The organism is Solwaraspora sp. WMMA2065 (assembly GCF_030345075.1).
In the GTDB taxonomy this organism is placed as follows: domain Bacteria; phylum Actinomycetota; class Actinomycetes; order Mycobacteriales; family Micromonosporaceae; genus Micromonospora_E.
Window position 1 is genome coordinate 4173926 of sequence record NZ_CP128361.1, and the last position, 22212, is coordinate 4196137.

Genomic DNA, 22212 nt, shown 5'->3' on the forward strand with positions numbered 1-22212 from the left:
GTAGGTCCAGGAAGGAGCGGTGGGTAAGGTGCGGCAGGTGCGGATTCTGATAGTGACGGCGGTCGAGGCCGAGGCGGTCGCCCTCCGACGCGGGATCGCACCGGCCGGCGACGCTGCGGACAGCGACTTTTCGGTCGAGGTCGAGGTCGAGGTGGTCGGGGTCGGCTCGGCGGCCGCCGCTGCCGGGACCGGCCGACAACTGGCCGTGGCGGCGAGCAGCGGACGCCCGTACGACGCGGTGGTCAGCGCGGGGATCGGCGGCGGGTTCCCCGACCGGATCGCCGTCGGGCAGACCGCCATTGCCACCCGCAGCGTCGCGGCCGACCTCGGCGCCGAATCGCCGGACGGGTTCCTGGCGATCGACGAGCTCGGCTTCGGCACCGCGGTCGCCGCCACCGACGACGCACTCACCGGCTGGCTGCGGGCGGCACTGCCGGACGCCGTACCCGGCGCGGTGCTGACGGTGAACACCGTGACCGGCACCGCGACGACCGCAGGAACGCTCATCGGCCGCCACCCCGACGCGGTGGCCGAGGCCATGGAGGGGTACGGGGTGGCCCGCGCCGCCGAGCTGGCCGGGCTGCCCTTCGCGGAGCTGCGCACCATCTCCAACCCGGTCGGCCCGCGCGACCGGGCCGGCTGGCGGCTTCCGCAGGCGATGGCCGCGCTGACCACGGCGGCCAGCGCGCTGACCAGCCGGCGTGCCGACTACCGTGGTTGACGTGACCCTGCGGCTGGCATTCTCCCCCTGCCCCAACGACACGTTCGTCTTCCACGCCCTGGTGCACGGGCTGGTACCGGACGCCCCGCCGGTCACCGTCCGGTACGCCGACGTGGACGTCACCAACTCCGCCGCCGAACGCGGCGAGTTCGACCTGGTCAAGGTCAGCTTCGCCGCGTTGCCCTGGCTGCTGCCCGACTACCATCTGCTGCCCTGTGGGGGTGCGTTGGGCCGAGGCTGCGGCCCACTGCTGCTGACCGGTGGCAGGGCCGGCGTCGTACCGGCTGGCCGCACGGCTGGCGGTGGTACGGCCGAGGAGGGCCGCTGGTCAGCCGGCGACCTGACCGGGGCGACCGTCGCCGTACCCGGCGAGCGGACCACCGCGTACCTGCTGTTCCGGCTCTGGTCGGCAGACCGGCCGCCGGCCCGGATCGAGGTCGTGCCGTTCCACGAGATCATGCCCGGCGTCGCCACCGGCCGGTACGACGCCGGGCTGGTGATCCACGAGGCGCGGTTCACGTACCAGCGGTACGGGCTCACCGCGCTGGTCGACCTAGGGGCATGGTGGGAGTCCGACACCGGCCTGCCGATCCCGTTGGGCGCGATCCTGGCCCGACGGGGCGTGGTCGACCCGGCGCAGGCGGCCGGCTGGGTACGCGAGTCGGTCCGACTGGCCTGGGCCGATCCGGGCGCTTCCCGCGACTACGTGCTGGCGCACGCTCAGGAAATGGAGCCGGACGTGGTGGACCGGCACATCGGGCTGTACGTCAACGACTTCACCGCCGACCTCGGTGCCGACGGGTACGCGGCGGTCGCCGCGCTGCTGGACCGGGCAGCGGCGCACGGGCTCACCCCACCGATGGCAGGGTTGCTCGCGCCGCCGCCCGGCGACCAGCTACGGCAGCGGTAGACCGCCGACCGCTGCAGTCCGTGGACCGCGCCTGCGGGGTCAGACCTCCAGTTCGCGGGCGACCGCGTGCACCAGCTGGGCCACGGTCTGCGCCGTCTTGCGGTCCGGGAACCGGCCCCGCCGCAGGTCCGGCTGGACCTTGGCCTCCAGCACCTTGATCATGTCTTCGACCAGTCCGTGCAGCTCCTCCGGCGGTCGCCGCCGCAGCTCGGCGACCGACGGCGGGGCCTCCAACAGCTGTACGCCGAGCGCCTGCGCGCCGCGCCGGCTGTCCACCACCCCGAACTCCACCCGTTGCCCGGACTTGAGGTCGGTGACGCCAGCCGGCAACGCACCCTTGGGCAGGAACACGTCGCCACCCTCGTCACTGGTGACGAATCCGTACCCCTTCCCCGCGTCGTACCATTTCACTCGACCCGTCGGCACCACTGACCTCGACTTCACTCGCAGGATTGACCTCACCAGGCTAGCCGGAGCAGAGCGTCGGCCGCCGCCGGGAATCCGGTCAGGTCGTCGATCACCGCAGCCGCTCCGGTGGACTGCAGCTCAGCCGCCGAACAGGGGCCGGAGGCCACCCCGAGACCCGGTATCCCGGCGGTCCGCGCGGCCACCATGTCCGCCGTGTGGTCACCCACATAGAGCTGTACGGCGTACTCGTGCAGGGCGGCCGCCTTGCCTTCGGCGAACAGGTCGCCGGCGACCTCGTCCACCGGCAGGCTCAGGTGGTCCAGGTGCAGACGAGCCAGCCGGCCGAGCTTCGAGGTGACCACCACCACCCGGCCAACCCACTTCCGGACCAGTTCAAGCGCGGCGACCGCCCCGGGCATCGGCAGCGTCGGATCTACCGCGTAGTGGGGGTAGAGCGACCGGAACTGCTCGACTGCGGCATCGACCTGATCAGCCGGGAACCACTGGCTGATCTCGTGGCGCAGCGGCGGGCCGAGCCGGGACACCGCGACCTCGGCGTCCACCTGCACCCCGGTGAGCTCGGTCAACGCCCGGTAGGTGGCGGCGACCCCCGGCCGCGAGTCGATCAATGTCATGTCCAGGTCGAATCCGACCACCGGCGACATGCGCACGTCCTTCCTCGTCACGCCCGCCACGACGGGTGGGTCCGGCCGGCGGGTGGCCGGCCGGGTGGCGGCCGGAGGGTGAGCCTATGTGGGCGACTCACGCGCCGGAGCATCTGCTCCGTACGGCCGAGGCCACCTGGGGCGTCCGGCGGGCTAGCGTGGAACAACCATGGCCAACACACTCGCCGACCACCTGCGTTCCCGCTCCGACGCGGAGCTGGGTGACCTGCTGCGCCTGCGTCCGGATCTGGTGGTGCCGGCGCCGACCGACATCGCCACGCTGGCCGCCCGGGCACAGTCGCGGGTCTCCTCTGCCCGCGCGCTCGACGACCTCGACGAGTTCACCCTGCGGATCCTGGACGCCGCGCGACTGTGCCGGGAGCTACCGGCCAGCGCCGGTTCGGCCGCCGCAGCCGACCCGGCCGGTTCCGCCGCTACGGTCCACCCGGCCGGTTCGGCCGACAGCGCTGACGCCGCCGTCGAGCTGGACGCGGTGCTGGCGATGGCCACCGCGCCGGGCAGCGGGGCGACCGCGGCTCAGGTCCGCGCGGCGGTGGACCGGCTGCTGGCCCGCTGCCTGCTGTACGGGTCGGCTGGGCGGTTCCGGGTGGCCGGCGGGGTGGACGAGGCGAGTTCGCCGTACCCAGCCGGGCTGGGCCGGCCCGCCGCCGACCTGGACGACCGGGTGGCTCGACGGTGCGCCGATCCGGCCGCGTTGCGCCGGACGCTGCTCAGCGCCCCGCCGTCGGCCCGGGCGGTACTCGACCGGCTCGCCGTCGGCCCGCCACTCGGCACGGTGAGTACCGCCGCCGCCGTCCCGGCCACCGGCGCTCAGGCCCGCGAAGCCCCGGCCGCCGCCGCCACCGCCGCCCTCGGTCCGGGCGACGGGGTGAGTCCGGTGCGCTGGCTGGTCGAGGCCGGCCTGCTGGCGGTGGTCACCGATGCGCCGGCGACGGCCGGCAGCCAGGCCGTGGAGTTGCCCCGCGAGGTCGGGCTGTTGCTGCGGCGGGACACCGGGCCGCTCGGCGCGCTGCGCCCCGACCCGCCTGCGGCGGGTTCCGCCGAACGCGATCCGAAGGCGGTGGACTCGACCGGTGCCGGGCAGGCGATGGAGCTGGTCCGGCAGGCCGGCGCGCTGCTGGAGGCGTTGGCCGCCGAGCCGGCGCCGCTGCTGCGTACCGGCGGGATCGGGGTGCGGGAGCTGCGCCGGCTGGCCCGCGCCGGTGGGGTCAGCGAGTCGCTGGCCGGGCTGCTGATCGAGATCGGGTACGCCGCCGGGCTGCTCGGTGCCGCCGAACTGCCCGCCACGGCGAGTCGCACCGCTGTCGACCAGCAGATCCTGCCGACCGGCAACTACGACCAGTGGATGAACGAACCGGTGGCCCGGCGGTGGGAGCGGCTGGCCGGGGCGTGGCTGGCGATGACCCGGCGGGCCGGGTTGATCGGCCGCCGGGACGACCGGGACCGGCCGATCACCGCGTTGTCGACCGACGTGGAGCGGGCCGGCGCGCCGACGGTGCGCCGTACCGTGCTGGGGGTGCTGGCCGCGTTGCCGCCGGGGGCCGCGCCGACCGCCGACGAGGTGCTCGCGCTGCTCGCATGGCAGGCGCCACGGCGCAGCCGGGGCCGCGACGACCTGCACCGCGAGGTCCTCGACGAGGCGGCTCAGCTGGGCGTCACCGGGCTGGGCGTGTTGACCGGGTACGGCCGCTCGCTGCTCGCCGGGGAGGGCCGGGACGGTCGGGACACCGCAGCCGACGACGATCCGCTCGGCGTACGGGCCACCGAACGCGAGCACCGAGGTGCGGCGTCGACGGTGGAACGCGCGCTGGACGACCTGCTGCCGTCCCCGGTGGACCACGTCCTGGTGCAGGCCGATCTGACCGTGGTGGTGCCCGGTCCACCGGAGCCGGCCCTGGCTGCCGAGTTGGAGCTGGTCGCCGAGCCGGAGTCGATCGGGGCGGCCAGCGTGCACCGGGTCACGCCGGCGAGTGTGCGTCGGGCGTTGGACGCCGGCTACCAGGCGGCCGAACTGCATGAGTTGTTCGCCCGGCGGTCCCGCACCCCGGTGCCGCAGGGCCTCACCTACCTGATCGACGACTCAGCCCGTACCCATGGCGGGTTGCGCGCCGGATCGGCCGGCGGCTATCTGCGCAGCGACGACGAGGCGTTGCTGGCCACGGTGCTGGCCGACCGCCGGCTGGCCACGCTGTCGCTGCGTCGGCTGGCGCCGACGGTGCTGGTCTGTGTGGTGCCCGCCGGCCGGATGCTGGAGGCGCTGCGGCAGGCCGGCTACGCCCCGGTGCCGGAGGACGGCACCGGTGCCGCACTGCGTACTGGCCGGCCACGGGCCCGGCGGGCACCGGCGCGGCACCCGGTGACGTTGCGGTCAATCGATCCGCTGGCCGCGCCGAAGCTGACCGCACCCTGGATCAGCGGTCTGGTCGAGCAGCTTCGCCGGGGGGAGGCGGCGGCCCGGGCGGTACGGCGCACGCCCGGGACGATCCGGGCGGCGACCGGGCAGGCGGTCGACGGGTTGGCCGCGGTGCAGGCGCACTCGCAGGCGCTGGCCGTGCTGCAGCAGGCGGTACGGGACAAGGCGCTGGTCTGGGTGGGCTACGTGGACGCACACGGCGCCGCCGCTTCCCGGCTGGTCCGTCCGGTGTCGATCGGCGCGGGTTACCTGCGGGCCGAGGACGAGCGGACCGAGACGCTGCACACCTTCGCGCTGCAGCGGGTGACCGCAGCGGTGGTGCACGACTGACCGCGCGTCGGCCCGTCACGTCGGGTCGGTCCTGACCGCACAGCAGTCGGCTCCCGGTCGGTACGCCCGGAGCCGTCAGCCCGTGGGCCGGCCGTCGTGCCGGTGCCGGCGAGCCGCCTCAATCACCGACACCGTGAGCAGCAGCGCGGATCCGGTGCCGAGTGCCTCACCCACCGAGTCGACGAAGCCCTGACGCAACACCAGCCAGCCGAACAGGAACCAGCCGACGAGCAGGGTCGACGCGAACGCGTACCAGAACAACGTGGCCCGCGAGACCGACACCGGGTAGCCCCGGTCGGTCGACCCTGGTCGATCCGCACTGTCGTTGACCGCCATGACCGCCTCCCGGCCCGATCGCTGCCCTTCACTGTCTCCAGACTGGCAGGTCGGGGCCGGATCGGACAGCAACCGGCACCGGCCGACGTGTCCGGTGCCTGCAGACGTGCTTGGCACCGGCCGGCACCGTCGGGGTCGGGGTGCCGGTGCGGGAGGGGACCCGCACCGGCACCCGCTGCCCTCAATGGGTGAGTACGACGGTGGAGATGCTGCGTGCGCCCACGTTGACGGTGACCTGCTGGCCGTTCACCCCGACGGACTGGCTGGCCGCGTTGGAGTACCGCGAGGTGAGGTAGTGTTCGGCCCGCGTCACGTTCTGCGGGGCCTGAACCACCGCGCCGCTCACCGCGCTGTTCGACCGGTTGAGGATGACCAGGGTGGTCTTACCGTCCCCGGTGTAGGCGGTCACCTCCAGCGGTGACGCCTTGGAGCTCTTCGTCAGGGCGACCCGCTGGTAGCCGGGGCGCACGTACTTGGCGTACTGCGAAAACGCGTACCCGCGCTTGAGCGGCGCTCCCGCCGTGGTGCCGTAGGTCGCATCACCGTCACCGATAAAGGAGTAGAACCGCTTGCCGTACCACCAGATGTAGGCGGCCCAGTTGGCCTCCATGATCCGGTGAACGGTACGCATGATGTCGTCGAGCGTCTCGTCCCAGACGGCCAGGTTACTCGGGTCGCCCCAGATGTTGGAGCCGCTGCCGTCGGCCTCGTGATGGTTCCACTCGGTCATCCACACCGGCTTACCGTGTTGGTTGGCCAGGTTGTACGGCTTCAGTCGACCCTGGGACTCTAGGCCGTACAGGTGCCCGCCGATGTAGCCGATGTTGTTGCGCGCGCCTGCGTCGTTGAGGGTCGGATCGGTGTAGCTGTAGTTCATGTTGACCGCCTCGGCGACCATCAGCTCGGTGTTCTGCACCCGCCACCCGTGGTCGCGGACGAAGTTGCGCAGCTCGGTCCCGTTCCAGTCCATCGAATCGTAGCTGGGGTGCCAGTCCGGCTCGTTCTGCACGGAGGTGACGTCGACCGTCACCCCCTGGTTGCGCATGTACTGGACATAGCTGTTCAGATGGTTGGCGTAGTCGTCGTAGTAGTCGGTGCGCAGCTTGCCGCCGTTGATCCGGCTGTTGTTGGTCTTCCACGCCGCTGGCGCCGTCCAGGGCGAGGCGAGGATTTTCACGTCGGAGCCGTACGACTTCGCCGTGCGCAGGGCGTTGACCTGGTTCGACCATTCGCCGGACTCAGGTGAGATGCCGGTCCGGATGATCGACAGTCCCATCTGATCGGGGCCCAGTCCGACCAGGGTCTGGGTCTCGGCCGTCGACCACGTGCTGCTGCCCCAGATCCAGGTGGCGGCCCCGAAACCGTCGACGGTCTGGTATCTGGTGGAGCTGTTCACCGTGATGTCAGCCGGCCCGGTCGGCGGCCGCGTGGTCGGCGGTGCGGTGGTGGGAGGCGCGGTGGTCGGCGGCGGCGCGGTGGTGGGAGGTGCGGAGGTGGGCACCGTACCGCCGGTGCAGGCCACTCCGTTCAGCGCGAAGCTGGTGGGAGCGGGGTTGCTGCCGTTCCACGACCCGTTGAAGCCGAACGAGGTCGTACCGTTTGTCGGGATGGTGCCGTTGTAGCTGACATTTCTGGCGGTCACCGCCGCACCGCTCTGGGTCAACGTCGTGTTCCATGCCTGCGTAACCGTCTGGCCTGCACCGAATGACCAGGTGAGGCTCCAGCTAGCGAGTGGGTCACCGAGGTTGGTGATGGTCACGCTGGCACCGAACCCACCCGGCCACTGCGACGACACCGCGTAGTTGACCGAGCATCCGGCGGCCGCGGCGGCCGGGGTCGCGGCGGCCACCGCGGCCGAGGCGAGCAGCACAGCCCCGACGGACCCAACGGCCGCGTTGATTCTCCACTTTCTCATTACTTCCCCTGATCTACTGGGTGACCATCCGCAGTGGGCTGGCCGGGATCCCTGCCGAGATGTGCTGGTTCAGCTGGGCCGGTGCGGCAGGACGGTCCTCACCGGCACAGCGGTCTCGACTGACCGCGCACGTACGCTTCTGCCCGGTCATCGTTTCCTTCCTCTCCTGCATTCGTGACCAGAGCTGACGGTTTACGGGTACCGGCGCAGATGGCGCCGGACAACTCGCGAGCAAGCTGTCAGCGGGTGGCCAGTAGGGACGGAGAGGCACTCGGCACCGTCGTGCGGCGTGACCCGGAACGCTAGACCGAGGTGGACGAGACCGGCCCGCAGCGCTCGACGCCCGAGGCCCGGCTCGGACGGCACAGATGTTGCCGACGGCCATCCCCGGCCGACTCCCGACAAGGCCGGTGGATGCAGGTGAGGCATGCCCTCAGCCCCACAGCATGGAGCATAGGTGCTGGGCCTGACACGCTCAAGACATAGAGGAGTACTGATTGAAGGTTTGCTCAAATCGTTTCGACGACACCTGCTGCAATCGGCAAGGATCCGACCGCAGAGCAGCGGAGGTGGCGATACTCGCGGGGTACGCAATGATCGTCACTCCGACAGTGGCGTCGGTCACCGGAGCCGCCCAACGTCGGACGATCACGTGCAAGACTGGTGGGTCGGCCAGAAGGGGGATACCGACAGTGAACAACGGACCACTTATCGTCCAGTCAGACAAGACCTTGCTGCTTGAGATCGACCACCCGGACGCCACCGCGTGCCGGATGGCGATCGCCCCGTTCGCCGAGCTGGAGCGCTCGCCCGAGCACGTTCACACGTACCGGCTCACCCCGCTCGGTTTGTGGAACGCCCGCGCCGCCGGGCACGACGCCGAGAGCGTCGTCGACGCGCTGCTGAAGTACTCCCGCTACCCGGTGCCGCACGCGCTGCTGGTCGACGTCGCCGACACCATGGACCGGTACGGCCGGCTGCAGCTGGCCAACGACCCCGCGTACGGGCTGGTGCTGCGGACCACCGACCGGGCCGTACTGACCGAGGTGACCAAGAGCAAGAAGCTCGCCGGCATGTTCGGCGACAAGATCGACGACGACACGGTGGCGGTGCACCCGTCCGAGCGGGGCCGGCTCAAGCAGGGCCTGCTCAAGCTCGGCTGGCCGGCCGAGGACCTGGCCGGCTACGTCGACGGCGAGGCGCACCTGATCGAGCTGGACACCGCCGGCGCCGACGGGCGTCCCGGCTGGTCGCTGCGCTCCTACCAGCAGGAGGCGGTCGAGCAGTTCTGGGCCGGCGGCTCCGGAGTGGTGGTTCTGCCCTGCGGCGCCGGCAAGACGCTGGTCGGCGCGGCCGCGATGGCCCAGGCCAAGGCGACCACCCTGATCCTGGTCACCAACACGGTCGCCGGCCGGCAGTGGAAGCGGGAGCTGGTCGCCCGCACCTCGCTGACCGCCGACGAGATCGGCGAGTACTCCGGCGAGCGCAAGGAGATTCGCCCGGTCACCATCGCCACGTACCAGGTGCTGACCTCGCGCCGTAAGGGCGCCTTCACCCACCTCGACCTGTTCAACGCCCGCGACTGGGGCCTGGTGATCTACGACGAGGTGCATCTGCTGCCGGCGCCGATCTTCCGGTTCACCGCCGATCTGCAGGCCCGCCGCCGGCTCGGCCTGACCGCCACCCTGGTCCGCGAGGACGGCCGGGAAGGCGACGTCTTCTCACTGATCGGGCCGAAACGCTACGACGCGCCGTGGAAGGACATTGAGGCGCAGGGCTGGATCGCCCCGGCCGAATGCGTCGAGGTCCGGGTCACCCTCACCGACGCGGAACGGATGGGGTACGCGGTCACCGAAACCGAGGAGCGGTACCGGGCGGCGGCCACCGCGCGTACCAAGCTGCCGGTGGTCAAGGCGCTGGTCGACCGGCACCACGGTGACCAGGTGCTGGTCATCGGGGCGTACATCGACCAGTTGCACCAGCTCGGCGAGTTCCTGGGCGCGCCGATCGTGCAGGGCTCCACCACCAACAAGGAGCGGGAACGGCTGTTCGACGCGTTCCGCCACGGTGAGATCCCCACGCTGATCATCTCCAAGGTCGGGAACTTCTCCATCGACCTGCCGGAGGCGGCGGTGGCGATCCAGGTGTCCGGCACGTTCGGCTCCCGGCAGGAGGAGGCACAACGGCTCGGCCGGGTGCTGCGACCCAAGGCCGACGGCCGGCAGGCGCACTTCTACACCGTGGTCTCCCGGGACACCATCGACACCGAGTACGCCGCGCACCGGCAGCGGTTCCTCGCCGAGCAGGGGTACGCGTACACGATCGTCGACGCCGACGACGTCCTCGGCCCGGCCCTACCCTGACCCTTGTCGGCGGTCCGGGACCGGCGGCCCGACGGTCAGCAGGTCGGCGAGCAGGTCGCCGTACTCGGCGAGCCGGTCCAGCACCTCGGCGGCGGTGAACTGGCGGACGACGCCCGGCTCGCCGGCCGCCGCGGCCTCCACCTCCGGCCAGGTCAGCGGCGCGGAGGCGGCCGGCACCGGGCCGGCCCGCAGCGAGTACGGCGCCACCGTCGTCTTCGCCGCGTGGTTCTGACTCCAGTCGATGAAGACCCGGCCGGGGCGCAGCCGCTTGGCCATCTTCGACGTGATCGTCTTCGGTGCGCGGCGTTCCAGCTCCTCGGCGACCCGCTTCACGTAGCCGGAGACGACGTCGGCCGGCTGCCCGGCCGACACCGGCGCGCCGAGCTGCATGCCCTTGCGGCCGGAGGTCTTCGGGAAGCAGGCGATGCCGTCGTCGGCGAACCGGTCGCGGATCAGCACCGCGACCGCGCAGCACTCCTCGATCCCGGCGGGTGCTCCCGGGTCGAGGTCGACGACCAGCAGGTCCGGGTCTGCGCCGACCCGCCACTGCGGGGTGTGCAGCTCCAACGCGGCCAGATTGGCCAGCCAGACCAGGGTGGGCAGGTCGTCGGCGACCACGAAGTCGAGCTCGTCGCGGCCCCGTGACGACCCGGGCGTCGGCAGCCGCTCGGTACGCACCCAGTCCGGGGTGCTGGCCGGGGCGTTCTTCTCGAAGAAGAACTGGCCGTCGACGCCGTTCGGGTAGCGGATCCGGGTGAGCGCCCGGTCGGCGAGGTGCGGCAGCAGCGCACCGGAGACCCGGGTGTAGTAGTCGATCACCTCGCCCTTGGTGAACCCGGCCGCCGGGTACAGCACCTTGTCCAGGTTGGACAGCTCCAGCGACCGGCCGGTGACGTCCACCCGGATCCGGCGCTCGCCCGCGCCGAGACCGCGGTCAGCCCGCATCGGCGTCCTCCTCGGTGACGTCGGTGGCCGGCACGTCCGGGCGGATCCGCAGGAACCGGGGGAACCGCAGCCGCCCGTCCGGGGTCTGCTGGCCGTACCGTACTTCGATCACCACCTCTGGGCGTACCCAGATCGCACCGCGGGCGTCCTCCCGGGGCAGCGCAGCGTCGAACGGCGACATGTCGGTGCGCAGCGGCTCCAACGCGGCCAGCAGGGCCCGCTCGGCAGCCGAGCCGATCCCGCCGCCGACCCGGCCGGTGAGCCGCAGTGCGCCGGTCGCCACGCCGGCCGCGTCCCGCACCGGTACGCCGACCAGCAGCCCACCGATCCGGCGGGCCCCGGGACGCCAGCCACCGACGACGAAGTCCCGGGTCAGCTCGATCTTGACCTTGACCCAGTCGGGGCTGCGGGCACCCGGCCGGTAGATCGCGTCGCGCCGCTTGGCGACCACCCCCTCCAGCCCGTGCTCGGCGGCGGCGGCCCGGGTCGCCGGCCCGTCGGTGAAGCTGGGCGGCACCGCCCACGCCGGCCCGGCCAGCCCGAGCGCTTCGAGGGCGTGCCGCCGGTCGTGGTACGGCCAGCCGGTCAGGTCGGCACCGCGCAGCCGCAGCAGGTCGAAGATCATGTACGTGGCCGGCGCACCGGCGGCCAGTCGGGCCGCCCGCCCCGGGTCCCGTACGTGCATCCGTTCGGCGAGCAGGGTGAACGACGGCCGGCCGGCGGCGTCGAGCAGCACCATCTCCCCGTCGAGCAGGGCGTCGTCCAGGGCGCGGGGCAGCCCGGACAGCTCCGGGTAGGCGATGGTGATCTCAGCACCGGACCGGGCGTACAGCCGCTGCCCCCCGCCGGATATATCGGCCAAAGCGCGCACGCCGTCCCATTTGAACTCGTACCACCAGCCGGGGCCTGTGGGCAGCTCCCCGGTCGTCGCGAGCATCGGCCGCAGCGGTCCACCCGGCACCCTGCCACTGTAAAACCAGCAACGAAGTGGTCGCGCTCAGTTCTGTCGGATGCGATCCTGGATCAACACCGGGCCGACCTGGCGATCTTGACCTTGGGGAAGGGCGGGACAGGTCGGCGGCCGCCGGTGGTGGCGAAGGGGATCAGCCATGCGCGCGATCTGGAAGGGCGCGGTGTCGTTCGGCCTCGTGTCGATCGGGGTACGCCTGTACTCCGCCACCGAGGAGAAGGACATCCGGTTCCACCAGGTGCACCGGGAGGACGGCGGACGCATCCGGTACAAGCGGGTCTGCTCGGTCGACGGCGAGGAGGTCAGCTACGACGACATCGCCAAGGGCTACGACCTCGGCGGCGGCGAGATGGTGATCCTCACCGACGAGGACTTCGCCGACCTGCCGTTGAGCACCTCCCGGGCGATCGACGTACTGGAGTTCGTGCCGGCCGACCAGGTCGACCCGATGCTCTACAACAAGGCCTACTACCTGGAGCCGGAAGGCACCGCGACCAAGCCGTACGTGCTGCTGCGCGATGCCCTGGCCGACTCTGACCGGGTGGCGATCGTCAAGGTCGCGATCCGGCAACGCGAGCAGCTCGCCACCCTGCGGGTACGCGACAACGTGCTGGTGCTCAACACGATGCTCTGGCCGGACGAGATCCGGCAGGCGTCGTTCGGCTTCCTCGACGACGACATCCAGGTCCGCCCGCCGGAGCTGGCGATGGCCGCCTCGCTGATCGACTCGATGGCCGGCGAGTTCGCTCCGGACGAGTACACCGACGACTACCGGGCGGCACTGCAGGAGGTCATCGACGCCAAGGTGGAGGGCCGGGAGATCGTCGCCCCGGAGGAGGAAGAGGAGGCACCGGCCGCCGCGGTCGACCTGATGGCCGCACTGCGCGCCTCGGTCGAACGGGCCCGGGTGGCGCGCGGGGAAGCCGCTGGCGAAGCTTCGGACGAGGCTGCTGGCAAGGACCGGGAGCCCGCCGAGCCGACCCCGATCACCTCCGCCAAGTCGGCCAAGGCCGCCGCCGCGCCGGCGGCGAAGAAGGCGGCCCCAGCCAGGAGGACGGCTCCGGCGAAAAAGTCGGCGGCCGCCGACCAGAAGAAGACCACCGCCAAGAAGGCCCAGCCGGAGAAGAAGACCGACGCCCGCAAGGCCGCCGCGAAGAGCACCGGTCAGAAGACCGGCGGTACGCAGAAGTCAGGTGCCCGCAAGACCGCCGCGAAGAAGACCGCTGACCGCAAATCCGCCTGAACCGCCCACTCCGGACCCTCCCCGGGGCAGATACGAGTTTCAGCTTGATGCCACAGGTGCATCTTGATGCACCTGTGGCATCAAGCGTCAGCGGCTCGGGGCGACCCAGAATCGGCAGCCGGCCTGGTCCAGATGCGCGGCCACCACCTGCCCGGCGTGCGCGGCGGCCAGCTCGGTGAGCTGCCCGACGATGTCCGGCACGACCGGCGGCGCCAGCTGCTGCGGCACCGGGATCGGCCGCGCCGGGTCGGCCGGCAGCGACTCGACCACCGCCAGCTCCAGGTAGCGCAGGCAGCAGCCGATCGCCTGCGGCACGCTACGGCTCAACGGCTCGTCCACCGGCTCCAGCTCATCCACCTGCCCCTTTCCACCGGCCGGGTTCGTCCCGCCGGCCGCAGTGCTGGTCACCGGCAACGCCTCGACGCCCCAGAGCAGGTCGTGCACCACCATCGGATCGTCAACGTACGGCCGCATGTCCCGCGCGGTCACCCGCAGCGCCAGACCGAGCCCGACCACCAGCGCGGCGAACGCGTCGAACGCCGGCAGTTCGGCCCAGTCGGTGGCGTGCACCAGCAGGCGGGCACCGGGTCGACCGGCGGCGGCAGCCCGCAGGTACCGCCGGATCGGGTCCGGCCCGTCGCCGAGCACCGGCACCACCCCGTCGCGCAGCTCCTGCGGGACCACCCGCTCGCCGGTCAGGTCGAGCAGGTCCACCGGCCGTACGCCGAACACCCCGGCCAGCCGGCCCAGCCGGAACCGTTCCGGCAGCCGCACCACCGGCAGCCCACCCGATGCGATGACGGACGCACCGGCCGCTGGACCGGTGGTGCGGCTCGGCCGCCATTCGACGTGCGTCGCCCGGTCCCGAAGATTGGTGACGGTGACGACGGCAGCGTCGAACTGCCGGCCGTGGCCACCGCACCGCCGGCAGGTCAGCACCGGGTGCCGCCAGCCGGTGGCGTGACAGTCCGGGCACGGCACACTCGGGATCGGCTCGCCGAGCCACGGCGGCAGCGGCGGCTGCCAGGTCCGGCGCAGCACCGGTGCCCGTTCGGGGATCGCCGGCCGAGGGCCCGGGATCCGGCACAGCGACGTGTGCCGCCAGCGGCGGTCCCGCCAGATGGCCTGCGCCCCGGCGGTCCACTCCCCCGCGCCGGCCGGGACCGGCGGCGGCGTACCGCAGTCCTGGACGATGCGGCGCTCCAGCCGTTCGACGTCGATTTCGTCGGGCGGCGCCGCCGACCGCAACGCCGGCAGCAGGAAGTGCGCCGGTGCGGTCAACGACCGTTCGGCCAGCCCGGCCAACGCGTCCGCCACGGCGGTACCGTCGACGGCAGCGGGCAGACTCGCGGCGTACCCGCGCTGGTCACGGGGCACGGCCGCGCCGGGCGTCTCGAACCTGATGTCCCAGTTGAGATCGGCCGCGAACACCCCCCACCGGGCCTCGAGGACCAGGTCGAGGCAGAGCAGGTCGGCCAGCGCGCACAGCCGGCCCAACGACTCGTCGGCGCTGACCGGCTGCTCAGCCACGGTACGCCCGAAGTGGATCGACCAGGCGGGGTGGCCGGGACCGGCGTGCGCCGCCGCGAGCCCGGCGGCCCGCTCGGCGTCCGGCAGGTCCGGCCGCCAGGTCGACGGCAGGGTCAGCACCGCATTGGCTCCCAGAGCAGCGGTGTGGTCCAGATAGCGCAGGTCACGCAGCGTCGACCGGTCGACCTTGACCTGCGCCGCCAGCTCGTCACGCACCGGCCACAGTGGTATCTCCCAGCCGCCGTGCGGTGCCGGCTCCGGCTCGATGTCGCCGGGCATCACGCTGGTGGAGGCGACCGCGCCGGTGTCCAGGTTCGCGACGGTCAGCACCAGTTGGGTACGCGGCCCGGCGGTCATGCGTACGTCCGGGTCTGGGCGGACTGCCATTCGCGCAGCGCCCGCTTGATCCGCAGGTTCTCGTCGTCGGTGCGCCGCAGGTCGTCCCGCAGGACGGTCAGGTCCTCGGCGACGTAGTGCAGGAAGGCGTACACCTCGGCAGGGTCGAGGCCGCGCCGCACTTCGCGGAACCGGCGGTCGCGGACCTGGCCGGGGTGGATCCGGGGCCGCAGCGGCGGCCGGCGGAACACTCCGGCGTTGCGGGGCCGCCGGTGCTGCGGTGGCTCGACCACCGAGTTTGCTCGCCGGCCTGGTCGGTTGAAGATCCGGTGGAGAAGGTTGCGCATCGTCGGGGTTCCCCTTCGGTCAGGAGTACGCCGGCAGCTGGTGCCGCCGACGCGATGCCGCGCTGTTGCTGTGCCTGATCTGCTCCCGGTGCTGGTGCTGCGTATCTGTGTGCTTGGACGGGGCGACCCGCCGGCCGGGAAGGCCGAAGCGGGAGGACTCGCAGCCGACGGGTCGCCCCAGCTCCGGCGGTCGCAGCCTCGTTCGGCGAGTACGACCCCGGAGCGGCTCATTCTGGATCTCCGCTGCTCACGGGTTTACGGGTTTCGCGGGGATTTGCTCGGGTAGGGCGGTCGGGACGGGCAGGCCGCGCGCCACCACCCCGCCCCGACCAGTGCACGAACACCCCATCGTTGCCACGCGAGGGAGCGCTCGTAGCGATGAACTTATGTGCGGATGTCGCCGATGTCAACCTCCGCGTGGAAGCTACCTAAACCTTGCTCCACACATAAGTGACGTGGTCGAATGGAGGTGCCACGCGAGGGAGCGCCATGCCTGTTTTGCCCGACTACTTCAAGATCTCGAACGCCATCGTTGCCGATGTCAACACCGGCACGCTCAAGGCCGGCGACAAGCTGCCGTCGATCGCCCAGCTCTGCAAGCAGTACGACGTGAGCCCGTCAACGATCCGCCTGGTGTTTGTGCGCCTCGAAGCGCTCGAGGTCATCGACCGCCACCAGGGCAAAGGTGTCTTCATCACCGATCCGGCGACGTGGATGCGCAAGCCGTAGGCCCCTCTCCCGGTCACCGGCAACCTCTGCCGTCCCGCCAGGCATCGCCCCGGGCGATGATCCACTGCTCTTCATCGAGTCGACATACCGACGGCCTGTCAGAAGGCGCGCATCCGATCACCGCGCTCGGACTACGACCAAGACCGCCGCCCTCGTCAGACCCGCACGGCCAACTCAGGCTTACCTACCCGGCTTCACTTTCACTCTCAGTGACCGCCAATGCCAGGACGGGCGGTCAACATCGGACTTCGCGTCGAGGTGAGGCTGACGCACGTCATTCCGCGGTTTGACGTGCGTCAGCCTCACCTCGACATAAGCGGAGTGGGCACCACTCTGCACCGTTGACGGTCAGTGACGTGGAGTCCCGTCAGATTGGGAGCAAATACCGCGTAAGCCACGTTCCCGACGCTCGGGGCAGGCACCGGGCGGCCATACCCAGCGCGTCGTCACACCCGTTGTATATTGACAGTCACTGATGCAACGATGAGGGTGCCTACAGTGGCCTGGGCCGGCGGACAACTGTGGGACCGTCCGTCCTGCCGGCCCAGCTAGGTCGGCACGGGTTCCTGGGATCAAGGGAGACCAGCCCCCATGTCGTTGTCGTCCACCCCACCGACGCGTCACCGTACCGATGAAGTGCCCCGCAGCCGCCGACGGGCCGCGTGGAGGCGGGCCGCGGCCGGCGTCGCCGCCGCGGTGCTTCTCGCCACCAGCGGTACGACGGCGGCCAGCGCCCCGGCACACGCGGCCGGCACGACCGCCGGGGCCGCCACCAGTGCCGGATGCCTGACGGTGACAATCGAGAGCAGCTACTGGAACAACGGCCCGGACAGCGGTGGCGTCTTCCGCGACATCACCATCACCAACACCTGCGCCACGGCGGTCACCGGCTGGAAACTGGTCCTGACGCTGCCGGCCGGCGAAACGGTCCAGCAGGGCTGGAACGCCAACTGGACCCTGGACGGCAAAACCCTCACTGCCGCTCCGACGACGTGGAACAACGTCATCGCCGCCGGCAGATCGGTCGAGATCGGATACGTCGGTGCCTGGACCGGCGACCGACCGCAGGATCCGGGCTGCACCATCAACGGCGACCCGTGCGACGGCAACCAACCCGGGCCGGGGCCGGCACCCGAGGTGACGCTGACCAGTCCGGTCGACAACAGCTACCTGGTGTCGGTCTGCGCCATCCGGATGACCGCCGACGCCAGCACCAAGACCGGGACGATCGAACGGGTCGAGTTCCACATCAACGACCAGCTCGTCGGCAGCGACACGACGGCCCCGTACGGCATCGACGTTCCACCCGACCACCCGGCGCTGCGCGACGGCGACACCAGTGACGGCTTCCCACGGCACACCGCCTTCGCTCGGGTCGTCACCGTCTCACCGGCGGACACCGCCGACTCGGCGACGATCACCTTCAGCCAGGCCGCGCCGCCACCGGCGCTGATGGTGATCGCCTGTCCGTCGCAGGTGGAGGTGCCGGCCGGTGGCTCAGCGACCATGACGTTCGTGACCGTCTGCGCCGCCACCCCGGCGCTGCACCTGACGGTGACCGGCGACCCCGGAGTCAGCGTCACCCCGACGGTCACCCGGCCCGGCAGCACGGAACACCCGGTCACCATCACCGCCGCACCCGGCAGCGCCGGAGCCGTCGCCCGGGTCACCGCTACCGCCGACGATTCAGGCTCCTGTCTGCCGGCCACAGCAACGGTCACCGTCGGCCCACCCGACTGACGAAACGGCTCAGCCCGCTGAGCCGGCGGTACCGCCGGGCCGCCTATCCGGCGCTGGCCGGAGTGCCGGCACCGTCCAAGGACGGGTAGTCGGTGTAGCCGTGGGCGTCACCGCCGTACACCGTCGCCTGGTCGACCTCGTTGAGCGGAGCCTGCTCACGCCAGCGGCGTACCAGGTCGGGGTTGGCGATGAACGGCCGACCGACCGCGACGGCCGCCGCTTTCCCGCCGCGTACCAGGGTCTGCGCGGTTTCCCGGTCGGTGACCGTCGCGAACCCGGTGTTGACCACGACCGGGCCGCCGAACCGGGCCGACAGGTCCGCGAGCAGCGGATCGGCCGGGTCGATCGACAGGTGCAGGAAGGCCAGGCCGAGCGGGGCGATCGCGTCGACCAGCCCCCGGTAGGTGGCGGCGGTCTCGGCCGGATCGTCCTCGACCAGCCCGATGGCGCCGTTGGCCGGGGAGAGCCGCAGCCCGACCCGTTCCGGGCCGATCTCCTGGGCGACGGCGGTGACCGTCTCGGCGACGAACCGGGAGCGGGCGGCCGGCGATCCGCCGTACCGGTCGGTGCGCCGGTTGGTCGTCGGGGCGAGGAACTGGTGCAGCAGGTAGCCGTTGGCGCCGTGCAGCTCGACCCCGTCGAGGCCGGCGTCGACGGCCGACCGCGCCGCCTGCCGGAACTCGTCGACCACCTGCGGAAGCTCGTCGGTGGTCAGGGCGCGGGGCGTCGGGTACGGCTGCCTACCGGTGGCCGTGATCATGGTGCCGTCGGCGGCGACGGCGCTCGGCGCGACGGTCTCCTGCCCGTGCTTGTTGTCCGGGTGGGCGATCCGGCCGGCGTGCATCAGCTGGGCGACGATCCGCCCGTCGGCGGCGTGCACCGCGTCGGCGATCCGCCGCCAGCCGTCGACCTGCTCGGGTGTGTGCAGGCCGGGGGTGTTCGGGTAGCCCTTGCCCGACGGCGCTGGGCTGCACCCCCTCGGTGATGATCAGGCCGGCGGTGGCCCGCTGCTGGTAGTAGGTGGCGGCGTGCTCGTTGGGTACCCCGTCGGGCTGCGCCCGGTTGCGGGTCATGGGTGCCATGAAGACCCGGTTGGGCAGGTTCCACTTGCCGATGGTCACCGGCTCGAACAGCTCAGGCATGGTCAGGTCTCCCCAGGAGGTGGTGAATGGTCAGAAGGCGTACGGGCGTCAGAAGGCGTACGGGCCGAATCGGCCCCAGGCGACGACGGCGGCCATCGCCAGGAGGACCAGGTTGGGCAGAATCGCCGGGTACTCCTTGCGCCGGGCGTGCACGATCGCGGCGCCGATCATCATCGCGACCAGGCCGAGGGCGGCCAGCGGCACGAACACCGGGGCGATCCCGGTGACCGCCGGCAGGATCAGGCCGATCGCGGCAAGGATCTCCAGCGCGCCGATGGTCCGCACCAGACCCATCGGGAAGTCGGCGGCGAAGCCCATCCCCTTCTCGACAAGCTTCTCCCTCGACTGGCTGACCTTCATCAGCCCCGCGCCGAGAAACGCTGCGGCGAGCAGTCCGGCGAGCACCCAAAGAACGATGTTCATATCTGTCTCCGATGTCGGATCGCTTTAAGCTTGAAGCGAGGCTAGTCCGCGATGACTTCAAGCGTCAAGTGACGCAGCTCTCGTGATCACTTGACGCTTGAAGCTAGACTCGACGACATGGCCACCCCGACCGAGCAGCCGCACTGGCTCGACAAGGAGGAACTGGAGACCTGGTTCGCCCTCGTCGGCGTACTGGCGAGGCTGCCGGGCGCCCTCGACCGGCAGTTGCAGCGCGACGCCGGAATCAGCCACTTCGAGTACCAGGTGATGGCCGCGCTGTCCGAGACGCCCGAGCGCACCATGCGGATGAGCCGGCTCGCCATGATCGCCGACGGGTCGTTGTCTCGGCTGTCGCAGGTCGTCACCCGGCTGGAAAAGCGCGGCTGGGTCTGCCGTACGCCGGACCCGACCGACGGTCGCTACACGCTCGCGACGCTGACCGACGACGGCTGGGACAAGCTGGTCGCCACGGCCCCCGGGCACGTCGCCGAGGTGCGTCGACTCGTCTTCGACCCGATGACGAAGGCCCAGTGCCGGCAGCTACGCGACATCGGCCGACGCATCACCACCACCATCGACCCCGACGAGTCCTGCCTGCGCTGAGCGCGGCCCGCGACCTGCGCCGGTACGAAGGCCGCGCTCAGCGAACGGTCACCCGATCGGGCCACCCGCCATTCCAGCCATCCGGGCGATCATCGTCGCGTCGGCGGCTCCCGCGTACACCCGGACCTCGTCGACGACGCCGGTGAGGTACTGGCCGAAGCTCCCGTTGTGCAACGCCCGGCCCACCTGCAGGCCGCCGTTCGCCCGCCAGCCGGCCGTGTACGCGGCAGTGCCGGTCGCAGAAAGGTAGCCGTCGACGTAGAGTCTCACCTCCTGGCGCGCCGAGTCGTAGACCACCGCCAGGTGCTGGCCGAAGTAATCCCATTCCGGGTACGTCAAGTTGTCCTGTATGACCGTCGACGCCGGGTCGGTGGTGTCCTGGTGTGGCAGGACCAGCTCCCAGCGATTCGACGCGGCGTTGCAGCGGATGACGAAGCCACTGGCGGTGACGCCGGCCTGGGACAGCACCGCCTGGTCGGTGTCTCCGCAGGTCGGGCCGGCCAGCCGCACTCGTACGCCGACGGTGAAGCTGCGGTCGGTAACCGCGATCGGTCCGTCGGTCTGCGCCCAGTCGTCGACGCCGTCGAGCACCAGATGCCCATCAGCTACCAGCGGCGGCTCAGCGAACGGGTCCTCGTCCATATCCGGGGCGTACAGGTGCGAATCGCCGTGCAACCGCAGGTCCGCACCGCCGCCGTACTCCGGGCTGTTGCCGTTGGTGGCCTCGTCCAGCGGCCAGTAGCCGAACGAGGTCGGCGGCCGAGCCGACAGGTCTCGCACCTCGTGCGACACCAGTACGCGGTCGAAGACCGCGACGTCGGCGAGGTCTCCGGCCCAGCCCTCGGTGTAGCCGCTGCCGCTGACCGCGCGACCGATCTGCACCGCACCCTGCGACGCCCACACCGACTGACGCAGCGCCACCGGCTGTTCGTCGCCGTGGACGTACAGGGTCATCGTGGTCAGCTCCGGGTCGTACGCGGCCGCCAGGTGGGTCCACTCGCCGAGCATGACCGGCGCGGTGCTGGTCACCGACCACACAGCCGGTGAAGGCGAGTCCGATGCGGCGATCTCGAACGCCCAACGGCCACTGTCCGCGTCGAAGCCGAGGGTGAAGCCGGGCGCGTCGGTGCCGTCCTGGCTGACCGCGACCCGGTCGACCGAGTCGTCGGTCAACCGCACCCAGGCGCTGGCACCGAACCCGGTCGACGTGTCGATCAGGCCGGAACTGCTGGTAGCCAGGTAGCTGGTAGCCGCGTCGCCGGTGAGTCGGGCCGCCCGGCCGAGTTGGCACTGCGCGCCCAGGTCTGCGCACTCCGACCCGGGAACGCCGAACGTGACGCCGCTGCCGGCGGCCGCCGGGTGGTTGCCGCGCGCGTCCGCCGCCGAAGTGGCACCGGCCGCGTCGTCGAGCGGCCACTCGCCAGCAGCGAGCCGAGTCGGTACGGAGAAAAGGCAGTATGCGATCGGCGAACGTCCTCCGTCGGCGTCGACCGCCTGCACGGTGACTGAGGTCGTCCGGTCCTGCACCGGCATCCAGCGCAGCGACACCGGCGCGCCGATGCTCGCGGGCACAAGGACGTTGTCCGGCAAGGGGTTGGTGTTGAAGCCGTACAGGTACTTGACGACCTGAGGGGACGGCGAGTGGAAGGTGAAGGTGCCGTACACACCGATCGACCCACGGTGCTGGTTGTCCTCGGCGCAGGCGCTGGTGTGTTCGTCGGCGTCGAGCGGCAGGTACTCCGGCGAGTCGATGTCCGGCGCGATCGGCGCGACGACGTTGCTCGACGTCGCCGTGTCGCGCTCTGCCGGTCCGGCCACCGCCGGTGCGGCGGCGACGGCGTGTACCCCGAGCACCATCGCGATCAGCACTGCCACCCGCCGCAGCCCGCGCACGGATCCACGATTATCCACTGTCATCTACTACTCCCCCTTGCCAGGCACTGAATACGCGCGATAACCATGCTTTCATGCAACAATGAGCATTGTCGATGAATGGCACCAGAGCTAATCGACTTGCATCTTCCGCACACAGCGGCGCGAGAGCCATCGCACTACCCAAACTTCCACGGACAGCCCAAACACCCACAAGCGAATAGAATCATCCCGCGACGAGGTAGCAACG

Annotated in this window: 19 protein-coding genes and 1 pseudogene; 8 read left to right on the forward strand and 12 right to left on the reverse strand. The window is 71.2% G+C overall.

Features of this window, described 5'->3' with window-relative positions:
* The first annotated feature begins 28 nt into the window (after positions 1–28).
* Both O7610_RS19020 and O7610_RS19025 read left to right on the forward strand, forming a co-directional pair.
* Positions 29–721, forward strand: a complete 693-nt coding sequence (locus O7610_RS19020) for a futalosine hydrolase (RefSeq protein ID WP_475052795.1) — start codon at positions 29–31, stop codon at positions 719–721.
* Positions 722–782: 61 nt separating this feature from the next.
* Positions 783–1631 carry a 1,4-dihydroxy-6-naphtoate synthase gene (locus O7610_RS19025; protein ID WP_475052797.1) on the forward strand — a complete coding sequence of 283 codons (849 nt, stop codon included), beginning with the start codon at positions 783–785 and terminating at the stop codon, positions 1629–1631.
* Positions 1632–1670: 39 nt separating this feature from the next.
* Here O7610_RS19025 and O7610_RS19030 read toward each other — a convergent pair whose 3' ends face one another.
* Both O7610_RS19030 and O7610_RS19035 read right to left on the reverse strand, forming a co-directional pair.
* Positions 1671–2057 carry a cold-shock protein gene (locus tag O7610_RS19030; protein WP_123607376.1) on the reverse strand — a complete coding sequence of 129 codons (387 nt, stop codon included), beginning with the start codon at positions 2055–2057 and terminating at the stop codon, positions 1671–1673.
* A 32-nt stretch (positions 2058–2089) separates the two neighbouring features.
* Positions 2090–2704, reverse strand: a complete 615-nt coding sequence (locus O7610_RS19035; RefSeq protein ID WP_289211464.1) for an HAD family hydrolase — start codon at positions 2702–2704, stop codon at positions 2090–2092.
* A gap of 169 nt (positions 2705–2873) precedes the next feature.
* Between O7610_RS19035 and O7610_RS19040 the strand changes: the two genes are divergently transcribed.
* Positions 2874–5468 carry a helicase-associated domain-containing protein gene (locus O7610_RS19040; protein WP_281567205.1) on the forward strand — a complete coding sequence of 865 codons (2595 nt, stop codon included), beginning with the start codon at positions 2874–2876 and terminating at the stop codon, positions 5466–5468.
* Between the two features lie 75 nt (positions 5469–5543).
* Here the strand turns inward: O7610_RS19040 and O7610_RS19045 are convergent, their stop codons facing one another.
* Both O7610_RS19045 and O7610_RS19050 read right to left on the reverse strand, forming a co-directional pair.
* Complete coding sequence (locus O7610_RS19045; protein ID WP_281552014.1) at positions 5544–5804, reverse strand: hypothetical protein; 261 nt, start codon at positions 5802–5804, stop codon at positions 5544–5546.
* Between the two features lie 181 nt (positions 5805–5985).
* Entirely contained in the window at positions 5986–7719 is a 1734-nt protein-coding gene (locus O7610_RS19050) for a cellulose binding domain-containing protein (protein ID WP_281552015.1), read from the reverse strand.
* A 692-nt stretch (positions 7720–8411) separates the two neighbouring features.
* On the opposite strand from O7610_RS19050, the gene O7610_RS19055 reads away from it, so the two are divergent.
* Complete coding sequence (locus tag O7610_RS19055) at positions 8412–10082, forward strand: DNA repair helicase XPB (protein WP_289211465.1); 1671 nt, start codon at positions 8412–8414, stop codon at positions 10080–10082.
* Here O7610_RS19055 and ligD (O7610_RS19060) read toward each other — a convergent pair.
* Together ligD (O7610_RS19060) and ligD (O7610_RS19065) are read right to left on the reverse strand one after the other, a co-directional pair.
* Positions 10074–11027 carry a non-homologous end-joining DNA ligase gene (gene ligD / locus O7610_RS19060; protein ID WP_281552017.1) on the reverse strand — a complete coding sequence of 318 codons (954 nt, stop codon included), beginning with the start codon at positions 11025–11027 and terminating at the stop codon, positions 10074–10076. The genes O7610_RS19055 and ligD (O7610_RS19060) overlap by 9 nt on opposite strands.
* Complete coding sequence (gene ligD, locus O7610_RS19065; protein WP_281552018.1) at positions 11017–11988, reverse strand: non-homologous end-joining DNA ligase; 972 nt, start codon at positions 11986–11988, stop codon at positions 11017–11019. Before ligD (O7610_RS19065) ends, ligD (O7610_RS19060) begins: the two co-directional genes overlap by 11 nt.
* 148 nt (positions 11989–12136) lie before the next feature.
* Between ligD (O7610_RS19065) and ku the strand changes: the two genes are divergently transcribed.
* The gene (gene ku / locus O7610_RS19070; protein ID WP_289211466.1) at positions 12137–13240 is read left to right on the forward strand and encodes a non-homologous end joining protein Ku; all 1104 of its coding nucleotides are present in this window, start codon (positions 12137–12139) and stop codon (positions 13238–13240) included.
* 87 nt (positions 13241–13327) lie between these two features.
* On the opposite strand, the gene O7610_RS19075 is transcribed toward ku, so the two are convergent.
* Both O7610_RS19075 and O7610_RS19080 read right to left on the reverse strand, forming a co-directional pair.
* Complete coding sequence (locus tag O7610_RS19075) at positions 13328–15157, reverse strand: DnaJ-like cysteine-rich domain-containing protein (protein ID WP_289211467.1); 1830 nt, start codon at positions 15155–15157, stop codon at positions 13328–13330.
* Complete coding sequence (locus tag O7610_RS19080; RefSeq protein WP_289211468.1) at positions 15124–15453, reverse strand: DivIVA domain-containing protein; 330 nt, start codon at positions 15451–15453, stop codon at positions 15124–15126. Before O7610_RS19080 ends, O7610_RS19075 begins: the two co-directional genes overlap by 34 nt.
* A 489-nt stretch (positions 15454–15942) precedes the next feature.
* On the opposite strand from O7610_RS19080, the gene O7610_RS19085 reads away from it, so the two are divergent.
* Positions 15943–16182 carry a winged helix-turn-helix domain-containing protein gene (locus tag O7610_RS19085; RefSeq protein WP_289211469.1) on the forward strand — a complete coding sequence of 80 codons (240 nt, stop codon included), beginning with the start codon at positions 15943–15945 and terminating at the stop codon, positions 16180–16182.
* Positions 16183–16773: 591 nt separating this feature from the next.
* Positions 16774–17922: a cellulose binding domain-containing protein gene (locus O7610_RS19090; protein ID WP_289211470.1), complete on the forward strand. Its 1149-nt coding sequence runs from the start codon at positions 16774–16776 to the stop codon at positions 17920–17922.
* A 43-nt stretch (positions 17923–17965) separates the two neighbouring features.
* On the opposite strand, the gene O7610_RS19095 is transcribed toward O7610_RS19090, so the two are convergent.
* The 3 genes and pseudogenes from O7610_RS19095 to O7610_RS19105 form a co-directional block, all read right to left on the reverse strand.
* Positions 17966–18802 (reverse strand): oxidoreductase, encoded by an 837-nt coding sequence (locus O7610_RS19095; protein ID WP_353850275.1) that lies wholly within the window; start codon positions 18800–18802, stop codon positions 17966–17968.
* A 109-nt stretch (positions 18803–18911) separates the two neighbouring features.
* Positions 18912–19064: pseudogene (locus O7610_RS30720) on the reverse strand (oxidoreductase); the annotation flags it as partial.
* Between the two features lie 48 nt (positions 19065–19112).
* Positions 19113–19487, reverse strand: coding sequence for a DoxX family protein (locus O7610_RS19105; protein ID WP_282233360.1), 375 nt, complete (start codon positions 19485–19487; stop codon positions 19113–19115).
* A gap of 117 nt (positions 19488–19604) precedes the next feature.
* Between O7610_RS19105 and O7610_RS19110 the strand changes: the two genes are divergently transcribed.
* Complete coding sequence (locus O7610_RS19110) at positions 19605–20090, forward strand: MarR family winged helix-turn-helix transcriptional regulator (protein ID WP_289211471.1); 486 nt, start codon at positions 19605–19607, stop codon at positions 20088–20090.
* A gap of 48 nt (positions 20091–20138) precedes the next feature.
* Here the strand turns inward: O7610_RS19110 and O7610_RS19115 are convergent, their stop codons facing one another.
* Positions 20139–22007: a LamG domain-containing protein gene (locus O7610_RS19115; protein WP_289211472.1), complete on the reverse strand. Its 1869-nt coding sequence runs from the start codon at positions 22005–22007 to the stop codon at positions 20139–20141.
* Between the last annotated feature and the right edge of the window lie 205 nt (positions 22008–22212).

Bases quoted from the DNA above. Each gene is read 5' to 3' on its own strand.
- O7610_RS19035 (WP_289211464.1), bottom strand. From the start codon at position 2,704: ATGTCGCCGGTGGTCGGATTCGACCTGGACATGACATTGATCGACTCG.
- O7610_RS19040 (WP_281567205.1), top strand. From the start codon at position 2,874: ATGGCCAACACACTCGCCGACCACCTGCGTTCCCGCTCCGACGCGGAG.
- O7610_RS19045 (WP_281552014.1), bottom strand. From the start codon at position 5,804: ATGGCGGTCAACGACAGTGCGGATCGACCAGGGTCGACCGACCGGGGC.
- O7610_RS19050 (WP_281552015.1), bottom strand. From the start codon at position 7,719: ATGAGAAAGTGGAGAATCAACGCGGCCGTTGGGTCCGTCGGGGCTGTG.
- ligD (WP_281552017.1), bottom strand. From the start codon at position 11,027: ATGCGGGCTGACCGCGGTCTCGGCGCGGGCGAGCGCCGGATCCGGGTG.
- ku (WP_289211466.1), top strand. From the start codon at position 12,137: ATGCGCGCGATCTGGAAGGGCGCGGTGTCGTTCGGCCTCGTGTCGATC.
- O7610_RS19075 (WP_289211467.1), bottom strand. From the start codon at position 15,157: ATGGCAGTCCGCCCAGACCCGGACGTACGCATGACCGCCGGGCCGCGT.
- O7610_RS19080 (WP_289211468.1), bottom strand. From the start codon at position 15,453: ATGCGCAACCTTCTCCACCGGATCTTCAACCGACCAGGCCGGCGAGCA.
- O7610_RS19085 (WP_289211469.1), top strand. From the start codon at position 15,943: ATGCCTGTTTTGCCCGACTACTTCAAGATCTCGAACGCCATCGTTGCC.
- O7610_RS19090 (WP_289211470.1), top strand. From the start codon at position 16,774: ATGTCGTTGTCGTCCACCCCACCGACGCGTCACCGTACCGATGAAGTG.
- O7610_RS19105 (WP_282233360.1), bottom strand. From the start codon at position 19,487: ATGAACATCGTTCTTTGGGTGCTCGCCGGACTGCTCGCCGCAGCGTTT.
- O7610_RS19110 (WP_289211471.1), top strand. From the start codon at position 19,605: ATGGCCACCCCGACCGAGCAGCCGCACTGGCTCGACAAGGAGGAACTG.
- O7610_RS19115 (WP_289211472.1), bottom strand. From the start codon at position 22,007: ATGACAGTGGATAATCGTGGATCCGTGCGCGGGCTGCGGCGGGTGGCA.